The 18,452-nt window shown below is 76.0% G+C and carries 18 protein-coding genes and 1 pseudogene; 11 read left to right on the top strand and 8 right to left on the bottom strand.

Translation table 11 applies throughout. From position 1 onward, the window contains the following. The first annotated feature begins 108 nt into the window (after positions 1-108). On the top strand, positions 109-1,314 hold the full coding sequence (locus tag ACWGKU_RS26320) for a helix-turn-helix domain-containing protein (RefSeq protein WP_452179700.1): 1,206 nt from the start codon (positions 109-111) through the stop codon (positions 1,312-1,314). Positions 1,315-1,485: 171 nt separating this feature from the next. Here the strand turns inward: ACWGKU_RS26320 and ACWGKU_RS26325 are convergent, their stop codons facing one another. Continuing rightward, a complete protein-coding gene (locus ACWGKU_RS26325) occupies positions 1,486-2,274 on the bottom strand; it encodes a S1 family peptidase (RefSeq protein WP_401055338.1) in 789 nt (262 codons plus the stop codon). A gap of 140 nt (positions 2,275-2,414) precedes the next feature. Here ACWGKU_RS26325 and ACWGKU_RS26330 point away from each other — a divergent pair, with 140 nt between their 5' ends. From ACWGKU_RS26330 to ACWGKU_RS26340, 3 genes are all read left to right on the top strand, one after another. Continuing rightward, entirely contained in the window at positions 2,415-3,251 is an 837-nt protein-coding gene (locus ACWGKU_RS26330; protein WP_452179701.1) for an EI24 domain-containing protein, read from the top strand. A gap of 533 nt (positions 3,252-3,784) precedes the next feature. Further along, positions 3,785-4,444: an aggregation-promoting factor C-terminal-like domain-containing protein gene (locus tag ACWGKU_RS26335; protein WP_452179702.1), complete on the top strand. Its 660-nt coding sequence runs from the start codon at positions 3,785-3,787 to the stop codon at positions 4,442-4,444. 219 nt (positions 4,445-4,663) lie between these two features. Next, entirely contained in the window at positions 4,664-5,668 is a 1,005-nt protein-coding gene (locus tag ACWGKU_RS26340) for a glycosyltransferase family 2 protein (RefSeq protein ID WP_452179703.1), read from the top strand. 6 nt (positions 5,669-5,674) lie between these two features. On the opposite strand, the gene ACWGKU_RS26345 is transcribed toward ACWGKU_RS26340, so the two are convergent. After that, on the bottom strand, positions 5,675-6,301 hold the full coding sequence (locus tag ACWGKU_RS26345) for a hypothetical protein (RefSeq protein ID WP_401044252.1): 627 nt from the start codon (positions 6,299-6,301) through the stop codon (positions 5,675-5,677). A 113-nt stretch (positions 6,302-6,414) separates the two neighbouring features. Here ACWGKU_RS26345 and ACWGKU_RS26350 point away from each other — a divergent pair, with 113 nt between their 5' ends. Then, entirely contained in the window at positions 6,415-9,306 is a 2,892-nt protein-coding gene (locus ACWGKU_RS26350) for an FAD-binding and (Fe-S)-binding domain-containing protein (protein ID WP_452179704.1), read from the top strand. A gap of 11 nt (positions 9,307-9,317) precedes the next feature. Here the strand turns inward: ACWGKU_RS26350 and ACWGKU_RS26355 are convergent, their stop codons facing one another. Both ACWGKU_RS26355 and ACWGKU_RS26360 read right to left on the bottom strand, forming a co-directional pair. Then, complete coding sequence (locus ACWGKU_RS26355; protein ID WP_452179705.1) at positions 9,318-9,860, bottom strand: hypothetical protein; 543 nt, start codon at positions 9,858-9,860, stop codon at positions 9,318-9,320. 42 nt (positions 9,861-9,902) lie between these two features. Beyond that, positions 9,903-10,406, bottom strand: coding sequence for a DUF1453 domain-containing protein (locus ACWGKU_RS26360; protein WP_401044245.1), 504 nt, complete (start codon positions 10,404-10,406; stop codon positions 9,903-9,905). Between the two features lie 73 nt (positions 10,407-10,479). Between ACWGKU_RS26360 and ACWGKU_RS26365 the strand changes: the two genes are divergently transcribed. Next, complete coding sequence (locus tag ACWGKU_RS26365) at positions 10,480-11,103, top strand: TetR/AcrR family transcriptional regulator (RefSeq protein WP_401044242.1); 624 nt, start codon at positions 10,480-10,482, stop codon at positions 11,101-11,103. A gap of 30 nt (positions 11,104-11,133) precedes the next feature. After that, positions 11,134-11,270: pseudogene (locus tag ACWGKU_RS26370) on the top strand (thioesterase); the annotation flags it as partial. On the opposite strand, the gene ACWGKU_RS26375 reads toward ACWGKU_RS26370, so the two are convergent. After that, on the bottom strand, positions 11,256-11,705 hold the full coding sequence (locus ACWGKU_RS26375) for a CBS domain-containing protein (RefSeq protein ID WP_380544022.1): 450 nt from the start codon (positions 11,703-11,705) through the stop codon (positions 11,256-11,258). The pseudogene ACWGKU_RS26370 and the gene ACWGKU_RS26375 overlap by 15 nt on opposite strands. A gap of 80 nt (positions 11,706-11,785) precedes the next feature. After that, positions 11,786-12,796 carry a slipin family protein gene (locus ACWGKU_RS26380; protein WP_452179706.1) on the bottom strand — a complete coding sequence of 337 codons (1,011 nt, stop codon included), beginning with the start codon at positions 12,794-12,796 and terminating at the stop codon, positions 11,786-11,788. Positions 12,797-12,945: 149 nt separating this feature from the next. Between ACWGKU_RS26380 and ACWGKU_RS26385 the strand changes: the two genes are divergently transcribed. Beyond that, a complete protein-coding gene (locus tag ACWGKU_RS26385; protein ID WP_452179707.1) occupies positions 12,946-13,758 on the top strand; it encodes a uracil-DNA glycosylase in 813 nt (270 codons plus the stop codon). Positions 13,759-13,839: 81 nt separating this feature from the next. Here the strand turns inward: ACWGKU_RS26385 and ACWGKU_RS26390 are convergent, their stop codons facing one another. Then, positions 13,840-14,613 carry an SDR family NAD(P)-dependent oxidoreductase gene (locus ACWGKU_RS26390; RefSeq protein ID WP_452179708.1) on the bottom strand — a complete coding sequence of 258 codons (774 nt, stop codon included), beginning with the start codon at positions 14,611-14,613 and terminating at the stop codon, positions 13,840-13,842. Between the two features lie 118 nt (positions 14,614-14,731). Here ACWGKU_RS26390 and ACWGKU_RS26395 point away from each other — a divergent pair, with 118 nt between their 5' ends. Continuing rightward, positions 14,732-15,586 carry a helix-turn-helix domain-containing protein gene (locus tag ACWGKU_RS26395; RefSeq protein ID WP_452179709.1) on the top strand — a complete coding sequence of 285 codons (855 nt, stop codon included), beginning with the start codon at positions 14,732-14,734 and terminating at the stop codon, positions 15,584-15,586. 111 nt (positions 15,587-15,697) lie between these two features. Here the strand turns inward: ACWGKU_RS26395 and ACWGKU_RS26400 are convergent, their stop codons facing one another. Further along, complete coding sequence (locus ACWGKU_RS26400; RefSeq protein ID WP_401043324.1) at positions 15,698-16,576, bottom strand: CHAD domain-containing protein; 879 nt, start codon at positions 16,574-16,576, stop codon at positions 15,698-15,700. A gap of 219 nt (positions 16,577-16,795) precedes the next feature. Here ACWGKU_RS26400 and ACWGKU_RS26405 point away from each other — a divergent pair, with 219 nt between their 5' ends. Continuing rightward, a complete protein-coding gene (locus ACWGKU_RS26405) occupies positions 16,796-17,470 on the top strand; it encodes a hypothetical protein (RefSeq protein ID WP_359909048.1) in 675 nt (224 codons plus the stop codon). Positions 17,471-17,622: 152 nt separating this feature from the next. After that, complete coding sequence (locus tag ACWGKU_RS26410) at positions 17,623-18,435, top strand: DsbA family protein (RefSeq protein WP_401043321.1); 813 nt, start codon at positions 17,623-17,625, stop codon at positions 18,433-18,435. Positions 18,436-18,452 lie beyond the last annotated feature (17 nt).

The following is an 18,452-nucleotide window of genomic DNA, read 5'->3' on the forward strand; positions in this document are numbered from 1 at the left end:
GTTCCCGGCCCGCCACCCATCCCTCTCGTTTGACCAAGGCACGTCAACGGGGATACCAGGGCATGACGCTCCCCCACGAGCGCTCCCCCGCCCCCTCCGGGAGACCCCGTGCCGCCCTCGCCCACTCCCACGCCGCCCCCACCGCCCCCGGCCCCGCCACCCCCGCCGCCGCCGCCGCCGCGTACGGAACCCGAGTCCGCCCGCCTGCGCTTCGGCCGCCGGCTGCGGCACTGGCGCGAGGCCCGCGGCCTCAGCCAGGCCGAGTTCGGCCGGCTGCTCGGCTACCACGACTCGCTGATCAGCCGGGTGGAGAACGCCCGCCGCTGGCCGCCGCCGGGGATGCCCGCCCGGGCCGACGAACTCCTGCTCGCCGACGGCGAGCTGGCCGAACTCTGGCAGACCGTCCGGCAGGAGCGCGAACGCCTCGGCGAACGCGCCGCCGCCCGGACACCGCCCGCCGCCCGCGCCGCACCACCGGACGCCGCCACCGTCGAGGTGCTCGCCCACCTGCTCGCCGCCTATCGCGCCGCCGCGGGCCGGATCGGCGGCGAGGAGCTGGCCGCCGCCCTGGAGCACCACGCCCACACCCTGCTCGGCGGGCGGCACCCCGGCCCCCGCGAGGCCCCCGGCGCCGACCGTTCGCTCGCCGCCCAGTACGCCGAGCTCGCCGGCTGGGCCCACTTCGAGGGCGACCGCCCCGCCCGCGCGCTCGGCTGGTACGCCACCGGGCTGGAGTGGGCCCGCGCGACCGGCGACCGGGCCACCGCGGCCTCCCTGCTCGTCCGCCAGAGCGCCCTGTACTGGTGGCTCGGCGACCCGGCCACCGCACTCGCCCTGGCCGAGGCCGCCCGGACCACCGCCCCTCCCCTGCCGGGGCTGTGGGCCTGGGCCGCCCTCGTCCAGGCCCACGCCCACGCACTGGCCGGCCGGGCGGCGCAGGCCGACCGGACGCTGGCCGACGCCCGGCGGCTGACCGACGCCGCACTGCTCACCGGCGTGCCGACGCCCTGGACGGTGCGCGCCGAGCTGGTCCTGGCCGTCGCCCACGGCACCTGCCACCGGGACCTCGCGCTCCGCACCGGCCGCACCGCCCACGCCCGCACCGCGGCGGCCCGGCTGGAGGGGGCCCTGCGGCTCCTCGACCGGGCCGCCCACCCGCGCGACCACGCCCTGGTCACCGCCCGCCTCGCCGGCGCCCACGCCCTCGCCGGTCACGCCGATGCCGCCGTCACCCTGCTCGCCCGGCTGCCTCCGGCCACCACCGGCCGCATCGCCCGCGAGCAGCGGCGGGCCGGGGAATGGCTGCGCCGGTGAACGCCCGGGCCGAGCCCCCCGGCCCGGACGCGGCGGCCCCTGCCGGGACACGGCGGCGCCTGCCCGAGCGCGGCGGCGCCCGGTCCGCCATGGAACAGCAGGACCGGCCACCACCTGCGGGAGTGGTGGCCGGCCCTGCCGCACCGGTCGGACCGGGCCCGGCGGGTGGGCTCAGAGGCCGGCCGCCGCCGCGGCGATGTCGGCCGCGTACGTGCTCACCTGGCTGTAGACGCCCGGGTAGCCCGCGCGGGCGCAGCCGTTGCCCCAGCTGACGATGCCGACCTGGACCCAGCGGCCCGCCGCGTCCTTGCGGACCATCGGGCCGCCGGAGTCACCCTGGCAGGTGTCGACGCCGCCCTGGGCGACGTAGCCCGCGCAGAGCGAGCCGGCGGCGTTCAGCCCCGGATAGGCGCGGGCGCAGGTGGCGTCGTCGACGAACGGCACGGTGGCCTTGAGCAGGTACCGCTGCTGGCCGCCGCCCTCGCGCGCGGCACCCCACCCCATGATGGTGAAGGTGCCCGTGTCGTAGGCGGTGGAGGTGGCGATCGGCAGGGTGCTGACCAGGCTGCTGTTCATCGGCGAGGCCAGCTTGATCAGCGCCCAGTCGTCGCCGTTCTCGGCGCCGGTGAAGGAGGGCGACTGGTACACGTACGAGGAGCGGACCTTGATCGCGCTGCCGCTGTTCAGGTCGACCGCTCCCGCGGTGACGGTGATGCTGCTGTCGGCACCGGTGCCGTCGACGCAGTGGGCGGCGGTGAGCACGATCTGCGAGGTGTACAGCGCGCCGCCGCAGCCCATCGAGAGCCGCACCATGAACGGGAACTCGCCCTGCGTCGCCCGCGTGCCGCCGACCACGCTCGGCGACGGCGCGGGCGAGGCGGCGGCGGGCAGCACGAGCATGCCGGCGCCGAGCACCAGGCCGGCCAGCAGGCCGACGACTCTGCCGAATTGACGCTTCATCAGATCCTCCTTGCAGGTGGGGGAAGACCGAGAGTGGCCCGGCGGGCGGCGCGGCAGGAGGGGGCGACCCTTGCCGGTCAGAACTGGCAGGAACACGGCAATGCGCGGTTCCGGGTGCGGAAGCCCTAAGGTGATCGCCCATGCGAGATCTTGCGGCGGGGATGAAGTACCTGGTCGAGGGCCAGAAGTGGGTGGGCCGGCACGGCCGCTGGTGGGGCTTCGGCATGCTGCCGGCCCTGCTCGCGCTGGTCGGCTACGTCGTCGCGCTCGCCTTCCTCGGCGCCTGGTCCCGGGACCTCGCGGACTGGGCCACCCCGTTCGCCGACCACTGGGGCACTCCCTGGCGGGGCCTGCTGCGCGACGCGCTCGCGGCGGTCGTCTTCGGCGGCGGCCTGCTGTTCTCCCTGCTCACCTTCACCGCCGTCACCCTGCTGGTCGGACAGCCCTTCTACGAGGCGCTCTGCGCCGCGGTCGACGAGACCGAGGGCGGCGCGCCCACCCCGCCGGACACCGCGCTCTGGCGGGAGCTGCTGATCGCGGTGCGCGACAGCGTGTACGTGCTGGTGCGGGTGGCCGCGTTCGGCGTGGCGCTGTTCGCCTGCGGATTCATCCCGCTGGTCGGGCAGACGGTGGTCCCGGCGCTCGGCTTCCTGGTGTCCGGCTTCTTCCTGACCGTCGAGCTGACGGCCGTCGCCCTGCAGCGGCGCCGGGTGCCGCAGCCGGAGCGGATCCGACTGCTGCGCGCCCGGCTCGGGCTGGCACTGGGCTTCGGCACGCCGCTGGTGCTGGCCTTCCTGGTGCCGCTGGTCACGGTGTTCGCCATGCCGGGGGCCGTCGCCGGGGCCACCCTGCTGGCCCGCGACCTCGTCCCGACCGCACCGGAGGGGGAGAAGGAGGAGGAGCGGCCGGACCCGGCCCCCGACTTCCCCACCACCACCGCGCGGCCCGTTCCGGGCAACCCGTACGCGACCCCCTGAGGCCGTCACCGGCCGGTCACGCTGCGCCGACCTCGTCCCCGCCCGCGTGTGAGCCCGCCCACAGGGGGATCGCCATCCACGATCCCCGATAGTGGACGGGCCCCCTCGAACGCCCCGCCCGGCGCCGCCGAGGCACCCGGACCGGGCCGCCCACGACCCCGCCCCGCCTGAAGAACACAGGCCACCACGGCTGCCGCCCCTGCGATCCGTCGCCGCCGACCCGGCCTCCACCTCAGGTGTGCAATTCGGACAAATACCACCAAAGCCATCATTGAAGCCTGTCGCGGCCGCCCCGCAACCACGATGCCGCGTAGTAGCGAACGCCTTTGCCACCCGTCCTCGACCCTGCCAAGAATGGCCCGTCGCCAGGCAGCGCAGCCGACCACCGCCGCCGCCGCACGGCCCGCCCGCCCCCGCCGGGGCGCCACGGCCGCCCAGGGCGGCCGCACGAGCCCCGCCTGCCCGGAGCCCGTGCGACGCCCCGCCCCCGGTGCCACCGGCACGGCCCCCGACGGAGAAGGATCGCCCGCCCCATGCAGCTCAGCCATGCCCGCCGCAACTCCCTGATCACCGGTGTCGCCACCCTCGTGGTCGCGAGCGCCGCCACCGCCGCCCTCGCCATCCCGCAGGCCGGGAACGCGACCGAGGCCGCCCCCGTGGCCGCCGTCTCGGTGGACAGCGAGCCGGTCGCCGACCAGGGCCGGGCCGACGCCGCCACCACTGCCGCTGCCGCCGAACAGGCCGCCCAGGAGGCCCAGGCCAAGGCCGCGGCGGACGCCGCCGCCCAGGCCCAGACCCAGGCCGAGGCGCAGGCCCAGGCGGACGCCAAGGCCAAGGCCGACGCCGAGGCCGCCGCCTCCCGCTCCCAGGAGCGACAGAACCTCACCAGCGCCCCGGCCGCCTACTCCGGCACCCCGCAGCAGATCGCCGCGCAGATCGTCCCCGCCGGCCAGCTCCAGTGCTTCAGCAACATCGTGTTCCGCGAGAGCAGCTGGAACCCGCTCGCGGTCAACGCCTCCTCCGGCGCCTACGGCCTGGTCCAGGCCCTGCCCGGCTCCAAGATGGCCTCCGCGGGCGCCGACTGGCGCACCAACCCGGCCACCCAGATCAAGTGGGGCCTGAACTACATGAACACCCGCTACGGCAGCCCCTGCGCCGCCTGGTCGTTCTGGCAGGCCCACCACTGGTACTAGGCCGGACCACCGGTTCGGCTCCCCCGGGCCCGTGACGCACCCCGCGCCGCAGGCCCCCGGCGCACGTTCCCGCAGGCCGGGAGCCGGTACGGGCGTGGACGCGTCCGGAAGGCGGCGTGAAGATATGGCGCGCACTCGTACGATTTGCCACTGATTGATCGGAATTACGGACCGTCAGACCTTTGCCACGGTCCGCAGGCCCTCTTACGCTCCGGCGTCATGCCCTCACCCCTGATCAGCGTCGTGCTCCCCGCCTACGACCAGCACGAACAGCTCGCCGACTGCCTGGACTCGCTGCTCGCACAGTCCCTGGCCGACGTCGAGGTGATCGTCGTCGCCGACCGGTCCCCCGGGACGGCCGGCGCGCTCGCCGACGCGTACGCGGCCCGGCACCCGCGGGTGTCGGTGCTGCACCTGACCGCGGCGGTCGGGGTCGGGGCCGCCCGGAACGCGGGCGCGGCACGGGCGAGCGGCGAGTACCTGCTGTTCCTGGACGCCGACCACCTGCTGCCCCGGGACGCGCTCCGGACGCTCGCCGACCGGCTCCGGCAGACCGGCCCGGTGGACGTGCTGCTGTTCGGCCACTCCCGCCGGCACCAGGACCGGGACTGGCCGGGCGGGGCCGAGGCCCTGCTCGCCGAGGCCGGCCCCGAACCGTTCGCCCCCTTCGACCGGCCCGCCCTGTTCGGCGCGCCACCGCTGATCTGGGACCGGCTGATCCGCCGCGGCCACTGGGCCGAACTGGGCCTGGCCTTCCCGCCCGGCCGCTACGAGGAGGTCCCGGTCGCGCACGCCGCGCTGCTCGGCGCCCGGAAGGCCGCCGTGCTGGCACGCGAGTGCGTGCAGCTGCGCCGCCGGGAGACCGTCCACCCGGCGGGCGGCCCGGGCAGCAGCGTCTTCGACCTGTTCGAGCAGTACGAGCGCAGCTTCGCCCTGCTGGAGGAGCAGCCGCACCTGTACGCGGTGCGCGACGCGCTGTTCGTCCGGATGATCCGGCACTACCTGTTCGTCTTCGACCTGGCCGGCTGCGTCACCCGTGCCGAGCGGCCCCAGTTCTTCCACCGCGCCGCCGAGCACCACCGCCGCTTCCAGCCGCCCGGCCACCGCCGGCCGGGCGGCCGCGAGGGGATCAAGTTCTCGCTGCTGGCGGGCGGCGCCTACCCGGCCTTCGAGGTGGCCAAGCTCTCCCACATCGCGCGGGGCACGCTCACCGGGCGGAAGTGACCCCGCTCAGACCTGGGCCACGCCGCCCTCGGCGGCCATCGCGGCGGCGATCCGGCGGGCCCGCTCGGCCCGGACCCCGGCGGGCATCGGCGGCAGCACGTCCATCCACAGCGGCAGGGTCGAGCCGCGCAGCTGCGCCATTCCCTCGGGCCGGGCGAGCAGCCACAGGTGCAGGTGCGCGGAACCGTCGCCCCAGCGGTTCACATGGACCCGGCCGATGCCGCCGAGCGACCGTACGGCCCGCTCCACCCGCTGGAGCATCGGGCCCAGCCCCGCGGAGAGTTCGGCCGGCAGGTCCAGCAGGTCGTGGTGGGCGCGCGGCCACAGGAGCAGCGTGGCGGGCAGTCCGTCCGGCTCCTCGGTGGTGCCGAGCCGCCAGTGCTCGTCCGTCCACAGGAAGTCGGTGTCCGGCCGGGCGCAGTCCGGGCAGCTCTCCGGGCCGTCCTCGCCGTTCCGGGGCGGTTCGGGCAGCTCCGGCGCCCGGAGTTCCCGGACGGTCAGCTCGCCCTCGTACGGGAAGATCTCCCAGGAGGGCGCGCCGTCCGCCGGGAAGGGCAGCGGCTCGCCGATCGGGAGGCGGGCGAGGTAGGCGTCGGGGCCGGCCGGGTCCGCGGCCGCGGATTCTTCGATCATGACCGCCGAGCGTGCCACAGGACACCCTGTCGGCGGTACCCCCGTCGTGCCCGGTACCGGTGCGGCGGTACGGCTGCGATCATCGGCGGAGCCGTACTCCTGGGAGGTCCCTGGTGAGCCGTCCGTCCGCCGCCCCCGGGGCCGAGCTGGCCCGCGCGCTGTCCGCCGTGCTGCGCGGCGAGGTCCGCTTCGGCGCCGCCGAACGCACCGTCTACAGTCAGGATGCCTCCAACTACCGGCAGTTGCCGCTCGGCGTGGTCAAGCCCGCCGACCTCGACGACGTGCGCACCGCGCTGGCGCTCTGCCGCGAGCACCGGGTGCCGGTGGTGGCGCGCGGGGCCGGGACCAGCATCGGCGGGCAGGCGATCGGCCCGGGGGCGGTGGTGCTGGACTTCCGCCGCCACCTCGGCGCGGTGCTGGAGCTCGACCCGCGGGCCCGCACCGCGCGCGTCCAGCCCGGCACCGTGCTGGACGACCTCCAGCGCGCCGCCCGGCCCCACGGGCTGCGCTTCGGCCCCGACCCGTCCACGCACAGCCGCTGCACCCTCGGCGGCATGATCGGCAACGACTCCTGCGGCTCGCACTCGCTGGCCTGGGGGCGCACCGCCGACAACGTCGAACGGCTGGAGCTGCTGCTCGCGGACGGCACCGAGCTGACCGTCGGCGGGCGGCTCACCGCCGCGGAGCGCGCCGCGCTCGCCGCACGGCCCGGGCGGGTCGGCGAACTCCACACCGAGCTGCAGGAGTTCACCGACCGCAACCTCGCCGTCATCCGGCAGGGCATGCCGCAACTGCCCCGCCGCACCTCCGGCTACCCGCTGGACGCGCTGCTGCCCGAGCACGGCCACGACCTGGCCCGGGCGCTCACCGGCACCGAGGGCACCTGCGCACTGCTGCTCGGCGCCACCGTCCGCCTGGTCGAGAACCCGCCCGCGCGGGCCCTGGTGGTGGCCGGCTACCCCGACGAGGGCGCCGCCGCCGACGCCGTCCCGGCACTGCTCCCGTACGGTCCGCTGACCGCCGAGGGCATGGCGGCCGACCTGATCGCCGCGCTGCTCGCCGCCGGCCCGCGCCCGCCCGCACTGGACCGGCTGCCCGCCGGCGAGTGCTGGCTGTTCCTGGAGACCGGCGGCGACACCCCGTTGGCCGCCTACCAGGCCGCCCGCCGGCTGGGCGACGCGGTGCGCCGCGAGCGCTCGGCCTCCGTCGCCCTGGTCACCGACCCGGTCGAGCAGCGCCAGCTGTGGGCCGTCCGGGAGGCCGGTGCGGGAATCGTCACCCGGCTGCCCGGGGGCGGCGAGGCCTGGCCCGGCTGGGAGGACTCCGCCGTCCCGCCCGAGCGGCTCGGCGACTACCTGCGGGACCTGCGCGCCCTGCTGCGCCGGCACAGCCTGCGCGGCGTCCCGTACGGGCACTTCGGCGACGGCTGCGTGCACCTGCGGATCGACTTCCCGCTGGACGAACCCCAAGGGGTGCTGGTCTTCCGGGAGTTCCTGGAGCAGGCGGCCGATCTGGCGGTCTCGTACGGTGGTTCGCTCTCCGGCGAGCACGGCGACGGCCAGGCCCGCTCGGAGCTGCTGCCGCGCATGTACCCGCCCGAAATCATCGGCCTCTTCGGCGAGTTCAAGCGGATCTGGGACCCGGAGAACCTGCTCAACCCGGGCGCCCTGGTCGATCCCCGCCCGCTCGACGCCGACCTGCGCTTCGTCACGGCCCCGCGCCGCACGCTGCCGCTGGCCCTCCCGTACGAACAGGACGGCGGCAGCCTGGTCAAGGCGGTGCACCGCTGCGTGGGCGTCGCCAAGTGCGTGGCCCCGGGCAGCGGGGTGATGTGCCCGAGCTACCTGGCCACCGGTGAGGAGCGGCACTCCACCCGGGGGCGGGCCCGGCTGCTCGCCGAGATGCTGCGCGGGGACGCCGTCCCGGACGGCTGGCGTTCGGAGGAGGTCCGGGAGGCGCTGGACCTCTGCCTGAGCTGCAAGGGCTGCGCGAGCGACTGCCCGGTCCACGTCGACATGGCGACCTACAAGTCCGAGTTCCTGTACCAGCACTACCGGCACCGGCCGCGCCCGCTCGCGCACTACTCGATGGGCTGGCTGCCGCTCTGGCTGCGGGCCGCCGCGCTCGCGCCCGGGGCCGCCAACACGCTCGCCCGCTCCCGGGCCGGCGGGCTGATCAAGCGGCTCGGCGGGATCGACCCGCGCCGGGTGCTGCCCGTCCTCCCGCCGGAGACCTTCACCGCCTGGTACCGGCGGCACCGCGCCGCCCACCCGGCCCCGGCGGGCGCCCGGCCGGTGCTGCTGTGGCCGGACACCTTCTCCGACCACCTCCAGCCGAACGTGCCGCGCTCGGCCGTCGAGGTGCTGGAGCACCTGGGCTTCGACGTCCGACTGCCCGCAGGACCGGTCTGCTGCGGCCTCACCTGGTACTCCACCGGCCAACTCGGAACCGCCCGCCGGGTGTTGCGGCGCAGTCTGCGGGCGCTGACGGGAGCCGGGATCCAGGCCGACACCCCCGTGGTCGGCCTGGACCCCAGCTGCACCGCGACGCTGCGCGAGGACCTGCCCCGGCTGCTCGGCGCACCGGGCCGCCCGCTCGCCGACCGCACCCGCACCTTCGCCGAGTTCCTCGACGAGTACGCCCCGGACGCCCCGCTCCCCCGGATCCCGCTGGACGCCCTCACCCAGACGCACTGCCACCAGCACGCGGTGCTCGGCAGCACCGCCGACCGCCGGGTGGAGGCCCGGCTCGGCCTGAACAACCGGGTCCTGGACTCCGGCTGCTGCGGCCTGGCGGGCGACTTCGGCTTCACGCGAGGCCACTTCGAGGTGTCCGAGGCCATCGCGGAGCGGGTGCTGCTGCCCGAGGTGCGGGCCGCCGGGCCCCGGACGGTGGTCCTCGCGGACGGCTTCAGCTGCCGCACCCAGATCGCCCAACTCGCCGACGGGCGGCAGGCCCTGCACCTGGCGGAGCTGATCGCCCGGGAGCTGCGGTCCGCGAGGTGACGAGGGCGTCGTCAGACACGCCCCGGCGCGTCCTGCGGCTCCTTGCCGGGTGCGTGCGCCGCGAGGAAGGCCCCGCCGTGCGCCGCGGCCTCCTCCCGGGTCCGGTGGCCGACGGCGGCCCCGCCGGTCGTGCCGTCGGCGCCGGTGGCCGTCCAGCGCCAGCCGCCGGCGGCCGCGTCCTCGATCAACTCGACTGTTCCGCCGAACAGTCGAAGCGATCCCGGGCGCGCCACCGGACGACCGACGGCCTCCGGCCACTTCTTCCGGGCACCCTGCCGGGTGATGCCCCAGGCGGCGCCGAGCTGTTCGTACCCGGCGCCGTAGGAGCCCGCGGTGGCGGCCGCGCCCGCGGTGAGCCGCTTGACCTCGGCGTCCACCAGCTTCCAGGCGGACAGCACCGAGAGGGCGGCCTCGACCGGCTCGGCGTCCCACATCCGCTCCGCGGACAGGCCGGTCGCGCGGGCGCGCACGGCGGCGGCAAGGGGGCCGAGGGCGTCGAGAAGGGCCTTGGCCAGCTCGGTCTGTTCCTCATGGGTGATCTCCGCGATCGTCATGCCGACAACCTTAGTTACCGAATCCCGCCCTGACAACCAAAGTTACCGGCGGAGCCGATCGAGGGGACCCGAACCCCGCTGCTCGGGCGCGAACGGAGTGCCCGAGGAGACCCCGCGCCAGCCCACCACCAGGGCCTCCCCCAGGAAGCCCACGCCGATCGACAGCTGGACCGGCCTGGCGTCCGGGGCCAGGCCGACGTACCCGGCGAGCGCGGCGAAACAGGCCATCACCGCGAGCGAGAGCGCCGCGACCAGGAAGGTCCGCCCGGTGTAGCGCTGCCACAGCACGCCCTCCCGCTCGTAGACCTGGATGGTGGCGCCGCGCACCGCCCCCAGCGCGAGGCCGAGCGCGGCACCCGCCGCGATCCAGCCGTAGTCGGCCGCGCCGAGGCCGTGCCGCTGGGCGAGCGCCCAAGCGCCGAGGCCGGTGAGGATCACCGGCGCCGCGAAGAGGTCCCGGGCGTTGAGCGACTCGCCGCGCAGCCGCCTGATCACCACCACCACGACCACGGCGGCGACCAGCCCCACGTACACCCAGTTGTCCATTCCACTCCCCCGAAGTTTTGTAGCTCGACCGTGCTAAATCAGCAATTTAGCTCGCCCGTGCTATAACGGCAACATGCCGAAGATCGTCGACCCCGCCGAGCGCCGCCAGGCCGTCGCCGACGCCGTCCTGCGCGTCGCGGCCCGGGAAGGGCTGGAGCACGCCTCCCTGCGCAACGTCGCCGAGGAGGCCGGACTGGCCATCGGCTCGGTACGGCACTACTTCGCCGGCGGCTCGGAGCTGATGATCTTCGCGATGGGCGAGCTGGCCCACCGGATCGAGGCCCGCATCCGGACCCACGCCGCCGTCCTGCTCGACCCGGCCACCGCCGGCACCGACCGGCGCGAACGGACCGTCCGGCTGCTCGCCGAGACCCTCCCGCTGGACGCCGGACGCCGGGAGGAGTCCGCGCTCTGGCTCTCCTTCGTCACCGCCGCCCGGACCCGGCCCGACCTGCGGCCCCGCGCCGCCGAGATGCAGGCCGGACTCGACGACCTGGTCCTCCGCGTCCTCACCGAGTCCGAGCGCTCCGGCGGCCTGGCCCCCGGCCTCGACCTCGGCGTCGAGACCCGCCGGCTCTCCGCCCTGCTGGACGGCCTCACCCTCCAGGCCGTCCAGCACCCCGACCTGGTCGGCCCGGACGAGCTGCGCGCGGTGCTGCGCCGCCACCTCGACACCCTGGCCGCTCCGGCCTCCTGACACCGCGCCAACACCCCCGGCACAATGTCGACCGTCGAGGCCGGCGAGCGGCACGCCGTCCTGCGGCTGCCCTGGTCCGACCGGCTCGCCCGCGAGGGCGGCGCGCTGTCCGGCCCGGTCTGATGGCCGCCGCCCGCAGGCGCTCGGCGGTGTCAGCCCTGGGCGGCCCCCACGGGCTCCTGCTCCGCGCAGACCGCCGAGACGAACTCGGCGACCCGCGCCCGCGGCAGACCGCGCGCGATGTCCGCCTCGCTGATCATGCCGACCAGCTTGTGCTCGGGGTGGTTGATCACCGGCAGCCGACGCACCTGGTACTGCTCCATCACCCGCAGCACCTGTTCGCAGTCCTCGTCCGCCTCCACCGTCATCGGGCGCCCCTGCGCCAGCTCGCCCGCCGTCACCGACGCCGGGTCACGGCCCTCGGCGACGCAGCGCAGCACGATGTCGCGGTCGGTCACGATCCCCAGCAGCTTGTCGCCCGGCCCGCAGATGGGCAGGGCGCCCACATGGCGTTCCCGCATGATCCGGGCGGCGGCCGCGAGCGTCTCGTGCTCGCCGATGCACTCGGCGCCCGGGTGCATGATGTCGCTGGCTATGGTCATGGTCCGCCTCCTGGCCTGGCTTCCCTTCCCCCGTCCATCGTGGTCCGGGCCGGTGGCCGACGCCACCGGGGCCGGCGCGCTCAGCCGTCCCCGGCCGGGCCCGTACGGCCGCCCTGCTCGGCCCCGTCGCCCTGCCCGGCCCGGCCGTCCGGCGACTCCGGACCGACCAGCGGCGACTTCTCCAGCACCTCCTCCAGGGGCGGGGGTTCGTGCCTGGGCTGCTCCGGTTCGAGCTCCTCCTCCGACACCTCGCCGCTCTCCACCGCCTCCTCCACGGCCTTCGCCCCGGCCGCGACCGCGGCAGCCGTCAGCAGGTTCCGCTGCTGGACCTCCGTCGCGCTGTCCAGGAAGCGCAGCAGCTCCACCGGGAAGGGCAGCACCAGCGTCGAGTTCTTCTCCGCGGCCACCTCCACCACGGTCTGCAACAGCCGCAGTTGGAGCGCGGCCGGGGTCTTGCTCATCACCGCCGCGGCGTCCGACAGCCGCTCCGAGGCCTGGTACTCGCCGTCCGCCGTGATGATCCGGGCCCGCCGCTCCCGCTCGGCCTCCGCCTGCCGGGCGATCGAGCGCTTCATCGACTCCGGCAGCGCGACGTCCTTGATCTCCACCCGATCGATCTCGATGCCCCAGCCCAGGGCCGGACTGTCGATCATCAACTCCAGCCCCTGGTTGATCGGTTCCCGGTTGGCCAGCAGGTCGTCCAGCTCGCTCTTGCCGATGATCGAGCGCAGCGAGGTCTGCGCGACCTGGGAGATCGCGAAGTTGTAGTCCTGCACGTTGACGGTGGCCTTCACCGGGTCCTCCACCCGGAAGTAGACCACCGCGTCCACCCGCACGGTCACGTTGTCCCGGGTGATGCCCTCCTGCGCCGGGATCGGCATCGTCACGATCTGCACGTTCACCTTGCGCAGCCGGTCCGCGATCGGCATCAGCGCCACCAGCCCGGGATCGCGCACCTCGTCGCGCACCTTCCCGAAGCGGAACACCACGCCCTTCTGGAACTGCTGGACGACCCTGATGCTCAGGCTCGCCCAGATCGCCCCCAGCCCGGCCAGTGCTCCGAGGGACCCCAGCACCGCATCGACGATCATGGCGGCCTCCTCGCGGCCTGCGCGCGCACCGGCGTGTCCGGCCTCCGCCGGCCATGACCGGCCGGGGACCGCCGGGAGCAACTGATTCCACGCTACGCCTGCCCGGTCCACGCCGGAGCGAACGTCCCGGAGCCTCTAGGATCCTGGCCATGCCGACCGTGGCCGCGTCCTCCTCGCCCGCCGACGACCCCGCCGACGACCCCGCCGACGACCCCGACGACCCCCGCCATCCCGCCGAGGCGGCCGGCCGGGCCGGCGGGCTCGCCGCGCTGGACCGCGTCGTCACCGGCTGCCGGGCCTGCCCGCGCCTGGTCCGGTGGCGCGAGGAGGCCGCCCGGACCAAGCGCCGCGCCTACCGGGACTGGGACTACTGGGCCCGCCCCGTCCCGGGCTTCGGGCCGCCGGACGCCCCGCTCGTCCTGGTCGGCCTCGCCCCCGCCGCCCACGGCGCCAACCGCACCGGCCGGATCTTCACCGGCGACCCCTCCGGCGACCTGCTCTACGCCACCCTGTACGAACTCGGGCTCGCCAACCGCCCCGAGTCCGTCCGCCACGGCGACGGCCTGGAGCTGTCCGGCGTCCGGATCACCGACCCGGTCCGCTGCGCCCCGCCGGACAACAAGCCCAGCACGGCCGAACGCGACACCTGCCGGCCCTGGATCACCCGGGAGCTGGAGCTGATGCGCCCCACCGTGCGCACCGTCGTCGCCCTCGGCGGCTTCGCCTGGCAGGCGATGCTGCCGGTGATCGCGGACGCCGGCTGGCGGGTCCCCCGCCCCCGCCCGGCCTTCGGCCACGCCGCCCTGGCCGTCTTCCCGGCCCGCGACGGCGGCCCGGACCTGCGGATGTACGGCTGCTACCACGTGAGCCCGCGCAACACGAACACCGGCCGGCTGACCACCGCGATGCTCCGGGACCTGCTGCGCGAGGCGGCCCGCTCGGCGGGGCTCGACCCCCGGTAGCTCGACCCCCGCCCGCCGGCGGCCTCGCTCGCACGGCCCCGCCGGCACGGCCCGCGGGCAACCGCTCCCGGCGCGGGCCGGTCAGTCGAACCGCCGGGTGGCCGTGATCCCGCCGTCCACCGGCAGCGTCACGCCCGCGACGTACGAGGCCCGGTCGCTCAGCAGCCAGGCGGCCGCCTGCGCCACCTCGTCGTCCGTACCCGGCCGGCCCAGCGGCGTGGAACGCTCCACCAGCGCGGCGAACTCCGGCCCGGACCCGAAGAACGGCTCGGTGCCCGGCGTGCGCACCACCCCGGGCGCGACGGCGTTGACCCTGATGCCGTGCCGGGCGTGATCGGCGGTGGCCGCCTTCACCAGACCGCTCAGGCCGTGCTTGGCGGCCTGCTGGGCGCCGTCGCCGAAGCCCCCGACCAGCGCCCCCACACCGGAGTTGAGCACCACCGCGCCACCGCGCCCGGCCTCCGTCATCGCCCGCAGCTGGGCCCGCAGACAGAGCCAGGTGCCGCGCAGGTTGAGCGCGTGGGTGTCGTCCCACTCCGCCTCCGAACGCTCGGTGAGCGGGGCCGGCGGCAGGCCGTTGCCCGCGTTGTCGAAGGCCGCGTCCAGCCGGCCGAAGGCCTCCAGCGCGGTGTCCACCGTCCGCTGCGCACCGGCGGCCGTGGTCAGATCGGCGGCGACCGCCACCGCCTCGGCCCCGGTGGCGCGCAGCTCGGTGGCCAGCTCCTCCACCTCGGTGCCGGAGCGGGCGGCGAGCACCAGCAGCGCGCCCTCCCGGGCGAACAGCCGGGCGGCGGCCGCGCCGATGCCCCGCCCGGCGCCGGTGACGATCGTGACCTTGTCGTCGAGAAGTCCCATGCGGCGAGCCTGCCGCCGTGCCCGCCGGCCCACCAGCGGCCGGACGCTCCCCGGGAACCGGCTTCCTGGGACAGCCAGGTCCTGGCTGTCCCGGGCGAGCTGTGGCAGCCTGACGCGCATGCCCGAGACCCCGCTGGGCGCCTTCCTCCGCGCCCGCCGCGCCCGACTCGCGCCCGCCGACGCCGGCCTGCCCGCCTCCGGACGCCGCCGTACCCCCGGACTGCGCCGCGAGGAGGTCGCCGCCCGCGCCGGGATCTCGGCCGACTACTACGCCCGCCTGGAACAGGGCCGCCAACGGGTGCCCACCGGCCCGGTCCTCGACGGCCTCGCCGAGGCCCTGCAACTGACCGCCGCCGAGCGCGGCTACCTGCACCGGCTGGCCGCCCGCCCGCACCGCCCGGCCCCGCCGCCCGCCGAAGCCCCGGCGCTCCCTCCGACCACCCTCGCCCTGCTGGACACCCTGGACGCCGCGCCCGCCTTCGTCACCGGCCCCACCTTCGACCTGCTGGCCTGGAACCGGCCCGCCGCCCTGCTGCTGGCCGGGCCGGAACGACGACCGGCCCGTGAACGCAACCTGCTCTGGCAGGTGTTCTGCTGCCCGTACCGGGACCGCTCGCAGGGCAACACGGCCGCCGAGGGCTCGATCGGCGCCGACCTGGTCGCCTCACTGCGCGCCCAGCACGCCGACCGTCCCCGCGACCGCGCCCTGCTCGCCCTGGTCCACCGGCTGTCGGCCGACAGCCCCGTCTTCGCCGAGCTCTGGGACCGCCACCGCGCCGCCCCGCCCCGCCCCGGCCGCCTCCACGTCCGCCACCCGGCCCTCGCCGCCACCGTCCTCGACTACACCGTCCTGCCCCTCCCCGAGGACGGCCGCCACCTCTTCGCCTTCCTCGCCCCGCCCGACAGCCCCACCCGGCACGCCTTCGCGGCGGCCGGCGGGGACCGGCCCCGGACCGCCACCGCCCCGGGGTAGCCGCCGCGCGCACCGCAGGCGACCGCGGCCCGGTCGGTGGCGCGCGGTCGGCGGCCCCGGGGCGCGTCCTGCGGGTCTTCGCGCACCCGGCGGAGATCCGCGGGACACGCCCTACCCGAACCGGGCCAGCTTCCGCTTGCCCGCCCGCCGCCAGACGTCCGGCAGCCGCCGCCGGGCGGCCTCGGCCGACGCCAGCTGACGCCCGTACAGGGCGCCGTACCCGAACGGCTCGCCACCGGTGACCGCATGGGTCGCGAGAGCGGTCGCGGCCACCACGGCGTCCTGGTGCTCGCCCAGCACCTCCTGGACGGCCTTCATCCGCTTCGCGTAGCGCTCGGCCCGGGCGCCGGCCGCCGGGGCGGCGGCCTCACCGGCGTAGCGGGCGCGCTTGGCCGCCTTGCGGGCCTCGTGGAGCGCGCGGGTCCGCTCGTCGGGGGCGGCGGCAAGGGCCGCCCCGACCCGCCCGGCCGTACGCCGCTGCTCGCGGGCGGCGATGCGGGAGAGCTCCGGGACGGCGCTGCGGGCGGCACGCCGGCGCAGCGGCGGGTCCGCGAGGAAGCCGGCGAGAGCCTCGCCGAGCGCCCGGCGACGGGGGCTGTCCAGGGCGGCGACCACCTCGGGCCAGATGGCGCGGTACTCGGCCTCGCCCCACCGGTCCAGCGCTGCGGCGACCCGCTGCGGGCCGCACCCGGCGGGCAGCTCGCGGGCCTCGGCGGCCAGCCGTTCGGCCAGCACCTCGCGGTCCCGCGCCCTGCCCAGGACGCCGCCGAGCCAGCGCAGCTCCGCGACCAGCTCGTCGGCCGCTCCGGGGGCGACCAGCCGCCGGAAGGTCTGCAGGGCGCTGCGCAGCCGCCGGCAGGCGACCCGCATCCGGTGCACGGCGTCCGGCTCGTCCGCCCGGACGGCGTCGTCCAGGCCGGCCAGCACTGCCGCCTGCGTCTCCAGGCGGGCCAGCAGCACCTGCCCCACCGTGGTGTCGGGTCTCGCCATGGACGCTCGCCCCCTCGTCGGGTCAGCGGGAACGCCTTCCAGGCTAATCCGCGTCGGGCCGCTGTCGACCGCGCGGCAGCCGGGCGGGCGACCCCGCGGGCGGCCGGGCCCGCTGTCGAGCCCGCTGTCGAACCCCGCAGGCTACTGATCGCGCGTCAGCCGGAACAGGGACCTACGGGCCCTCGTGCCGGATGCGAGCGCCATGACATACTCCGGAGCGTGACGACCTCCTCCCGTGCGACCAGGGCCCTGCGGGCCGCGGTGTTCACCGCGCTCGCCGTGCCGATGGCCGCGTTGGGCCAGGTCGTCATCACGGGCCGCCCGCTGCCGCTGTCGCTGGTGGCCTCGGCCGGTGCCGTCGTCTTCCTGGTCGCGGCCGTCCTGGCCGGCGGGGAACGGCGGATGCTGCACATCTCCGGCGTGATGGTGCCGGTCGAGCTGCTGCTCAACACCACGTTCAACCTGGGCCAGGCCGGCTGTTCGCCGGTGCTGGCCGGTCAGGTGCCCGCCCGCGGGGTGAACCTGCTGGTCTGCGGCGGCGGGTCGGTCGACGGCTCGCTGCTGAGCGGCCCGCTGGGCCACGCCGGGCAGTTGGCCCCCGCCGCGACCCAGCTGCTGCTCCTGCTGGTGCACGTGGTGATCGCCCTCGCCGCCTCGGCCTGGCTGCGGATGGGCGACGCCGCCCTGTCCGGCCTGGCCCGGGCGCTGTGCGCGCTGCGCCAGTCGCTGGCCGGCCCGCTGCGCGCCCTGGTCGTCCTGCTGCTCCCCGCGCCGGTGCGTCCGGTGCTGCGGGTGCCGCTGCCGGTGTCGGACCGTGCCCGGCCGCGCCGCGAGGACGTGGTGCTGAGCCCGGCGCCCCGGCGCGGCCCGCCCGCCTTCGCGCCTGCCTGCTGATCACCGTCCCGACCTGATCACCCCCGTACCCGGCCGGACGGCCCCGGTACGCCCGCAGGCAGTGCGCACGACTCCCGCGTTCACCGACCCCGCCGCAGCAGCTGCGGCTTCCCGCGCGCACCCGCGCGCCGCGTACAGGAGTTGACTTCCCCATGGCTCAGGCCCCCAGCAAGCAGCAGGCCAAGCGCATCAGTGCCCGTGAGCGGATCCAGGAGGCGCAGCGCCGCGAGCAGCAGGCCGCCAAGCGCCGTCAGCGGATCGTCGTGACGGTCTCCGCGGTCGTCGTGCTGGCCCTCGCGGGCGGTGTCGCCGTCGCGATCAACTCGGCCTCGGACAAGAACGACAAGTCCTCCGCCGCCGCGTCGGCGCCGCTGGTCGTGCCCGCCAACGCCTCCGGCCCGGACGGCACGGTGATCACCTACGGCAAGGCCGACGCCCCGCACACCATGGAGATCTACGAGGACTTCCGCTGCCCGGTCTGCAAGCACTTCGAGGCGGCCAACGGCGAGACCATCAAGAAGCTCACCGAGGACGGCCGGATCAAGGTGGAGTTCCACCTGGCGGCGTTCCTGGACAAGAACCTCGGCGGCAAGGGCTCGCGCACCGCGCTGGCCGCGGCCGGCGCCGCGCTGAACGAGGGCGTGGACCAGTTCAAGGCGTTCCACGACGTGCTGTACGCCAACCAGCCGGACGAGCGCGAGGACGGCTTCGGCGACGTCGACCACATCCTGAACCTGGCCGGCCAGGTGCCCGGGCTGAAGACGGACGCCTTCGTGAAGGCGGTGACCGACAAGACCTACGCCCCGTGGGCGGCCAAGGTCTCCGACGCGTTCAACGGCAGCGGGGTGACCGGCACTCCGACCGTCAAGGTGGACGGCAAGCAGATCACCCTGTTCGCCGGCAACGCCGTGGTCCCGGCCGAGCAGTTCGCCGCGCAGGTGAAGCAGGCCGCCGGCCTCCAGTAGGCCGCACCCTCCCCGCA

The organism is Kitasatospora sp. NPDC054768 (assembly GCF_053612025.1).

What these genes read in the sequence shown, in the direction of transcription:
- ACWGKU_RS26385 (WP_452179707.1), top strand. Translation starts at nt 12,946, where the DNA reads ATGCCGACCGTGGCCGCGTCCTCCTCGCCCGCCGACGACCCCGCCGAC.
- ACWGKU_RS26325 (WP_401055338.1), bottom strand. Translation starts at nt 2,274, where the DNA reads ATGAAGCGTCAATTCGGCAGAGTCGTCGGCCTGCTGGCCGGCCTGGTG.
- ACWGKU_RS26345 (WP_401044252.1), bottom strand. Translation starts at nt 6,301, where the DNA reads ATGATCGAAGAATCCGCGGCCGCGGACCCGGCCGGCCCCGACGCCTAC.
- ACWGKU_RS26365 (WP_401044242.1), top strand. Translation starts at nt 10,480, where the DNA reads ATGCCGAAGATCGTCGACCCCGCCGAGCGCCGCCAGGCCGTCGCCGAC.
- ACWGKU_RS26400 (WP_401043324.1), bottom strand. Translation starts at nt 16,576, where the DNA reads ATGGCGAGACCCGACACCACGGTGGGGCAGGTGCTGCTGGCCCGCCTG.
- ACWGKU_RS26395 (WP_452179709.1), top strand. Translation starts at nt 14,732, where the DNA reads ATGCCCGAGACCCCGCTGGGCGCCTTCCTCCGCGCCCGCCGCGCCCGA.
- ACWGKU_RS26410 (WP_401043321.1), top strand. Translation starts at nt 17,623, where the DNA reads ATGGCTCAGGCCCCCAGCAAGCAGCAGGCCAAGCGCATCAGTGCCCGT.
- ACWGKU_RS26380 (WP_452179706.1), bottom strand. Translation starts at nt 12,796, where the DNA reads ATGATCGTCGATGCGGTGCTGGGGTCCCTCGGAGCACTGGCCGGGCTG.
- ACWGKU_RS26360 (WP_401044245.1), bottom strand. Translation starts at nt 10,406, where the DNA reads ATGGACAACTGGGTGTACGTGGGGCTGGTCGCCGCCGTGGTCGTGGTG.
- ACWGKU_RS26330 (WP_452179701.1), top strand. Translation starts at nt 2,415, where the DNA reads ATGCGAGATCTTGCGGCGGGGATGAAGTACCTGGTCGAGGGCCAGAAG.
- ACWGKU_RS26340 (WP_452179703.1), top strand. Translation starts at nt 4,664, where the DNA reads ATGCCCTCACCCCTGATCAGCGTCGTGCTCCCCGCCTACGACCAGCAC.
- ACWGKU_RS26375 (WP_380544022.1), bottom strand. Translation starts at nt 11,705, where the DNA reads ATGACCATAGCCAGCGACATCATGCACCCGGGCGCCGAGTGCATCGGC.
- ACWGKU_RS26355 (WP_452179705.1), bottom strand. Translation starts at nt 9,860, where the DNA reads ATGACGATCGCGGAGATCACCCATGAGGAACAGACCGAGCTGGCCAAG.
- ACWGKU_RS26335 (WP_452179702.1), top strand. Translation starts at nt 3,785, where the DNA reads ATGCAGCTCAGCCATGCCCGCCGCAACTCCCTGATCACCGGTGTCGCC.
- ACWGKU_RS26390 (WP_452179708.1), bottom strand. Translation starts at nt 14,613, where the DNA reads ATGGGACTTCTCGACGACAAGGTCACGATCGTCACCGGCGCCGGGCGG.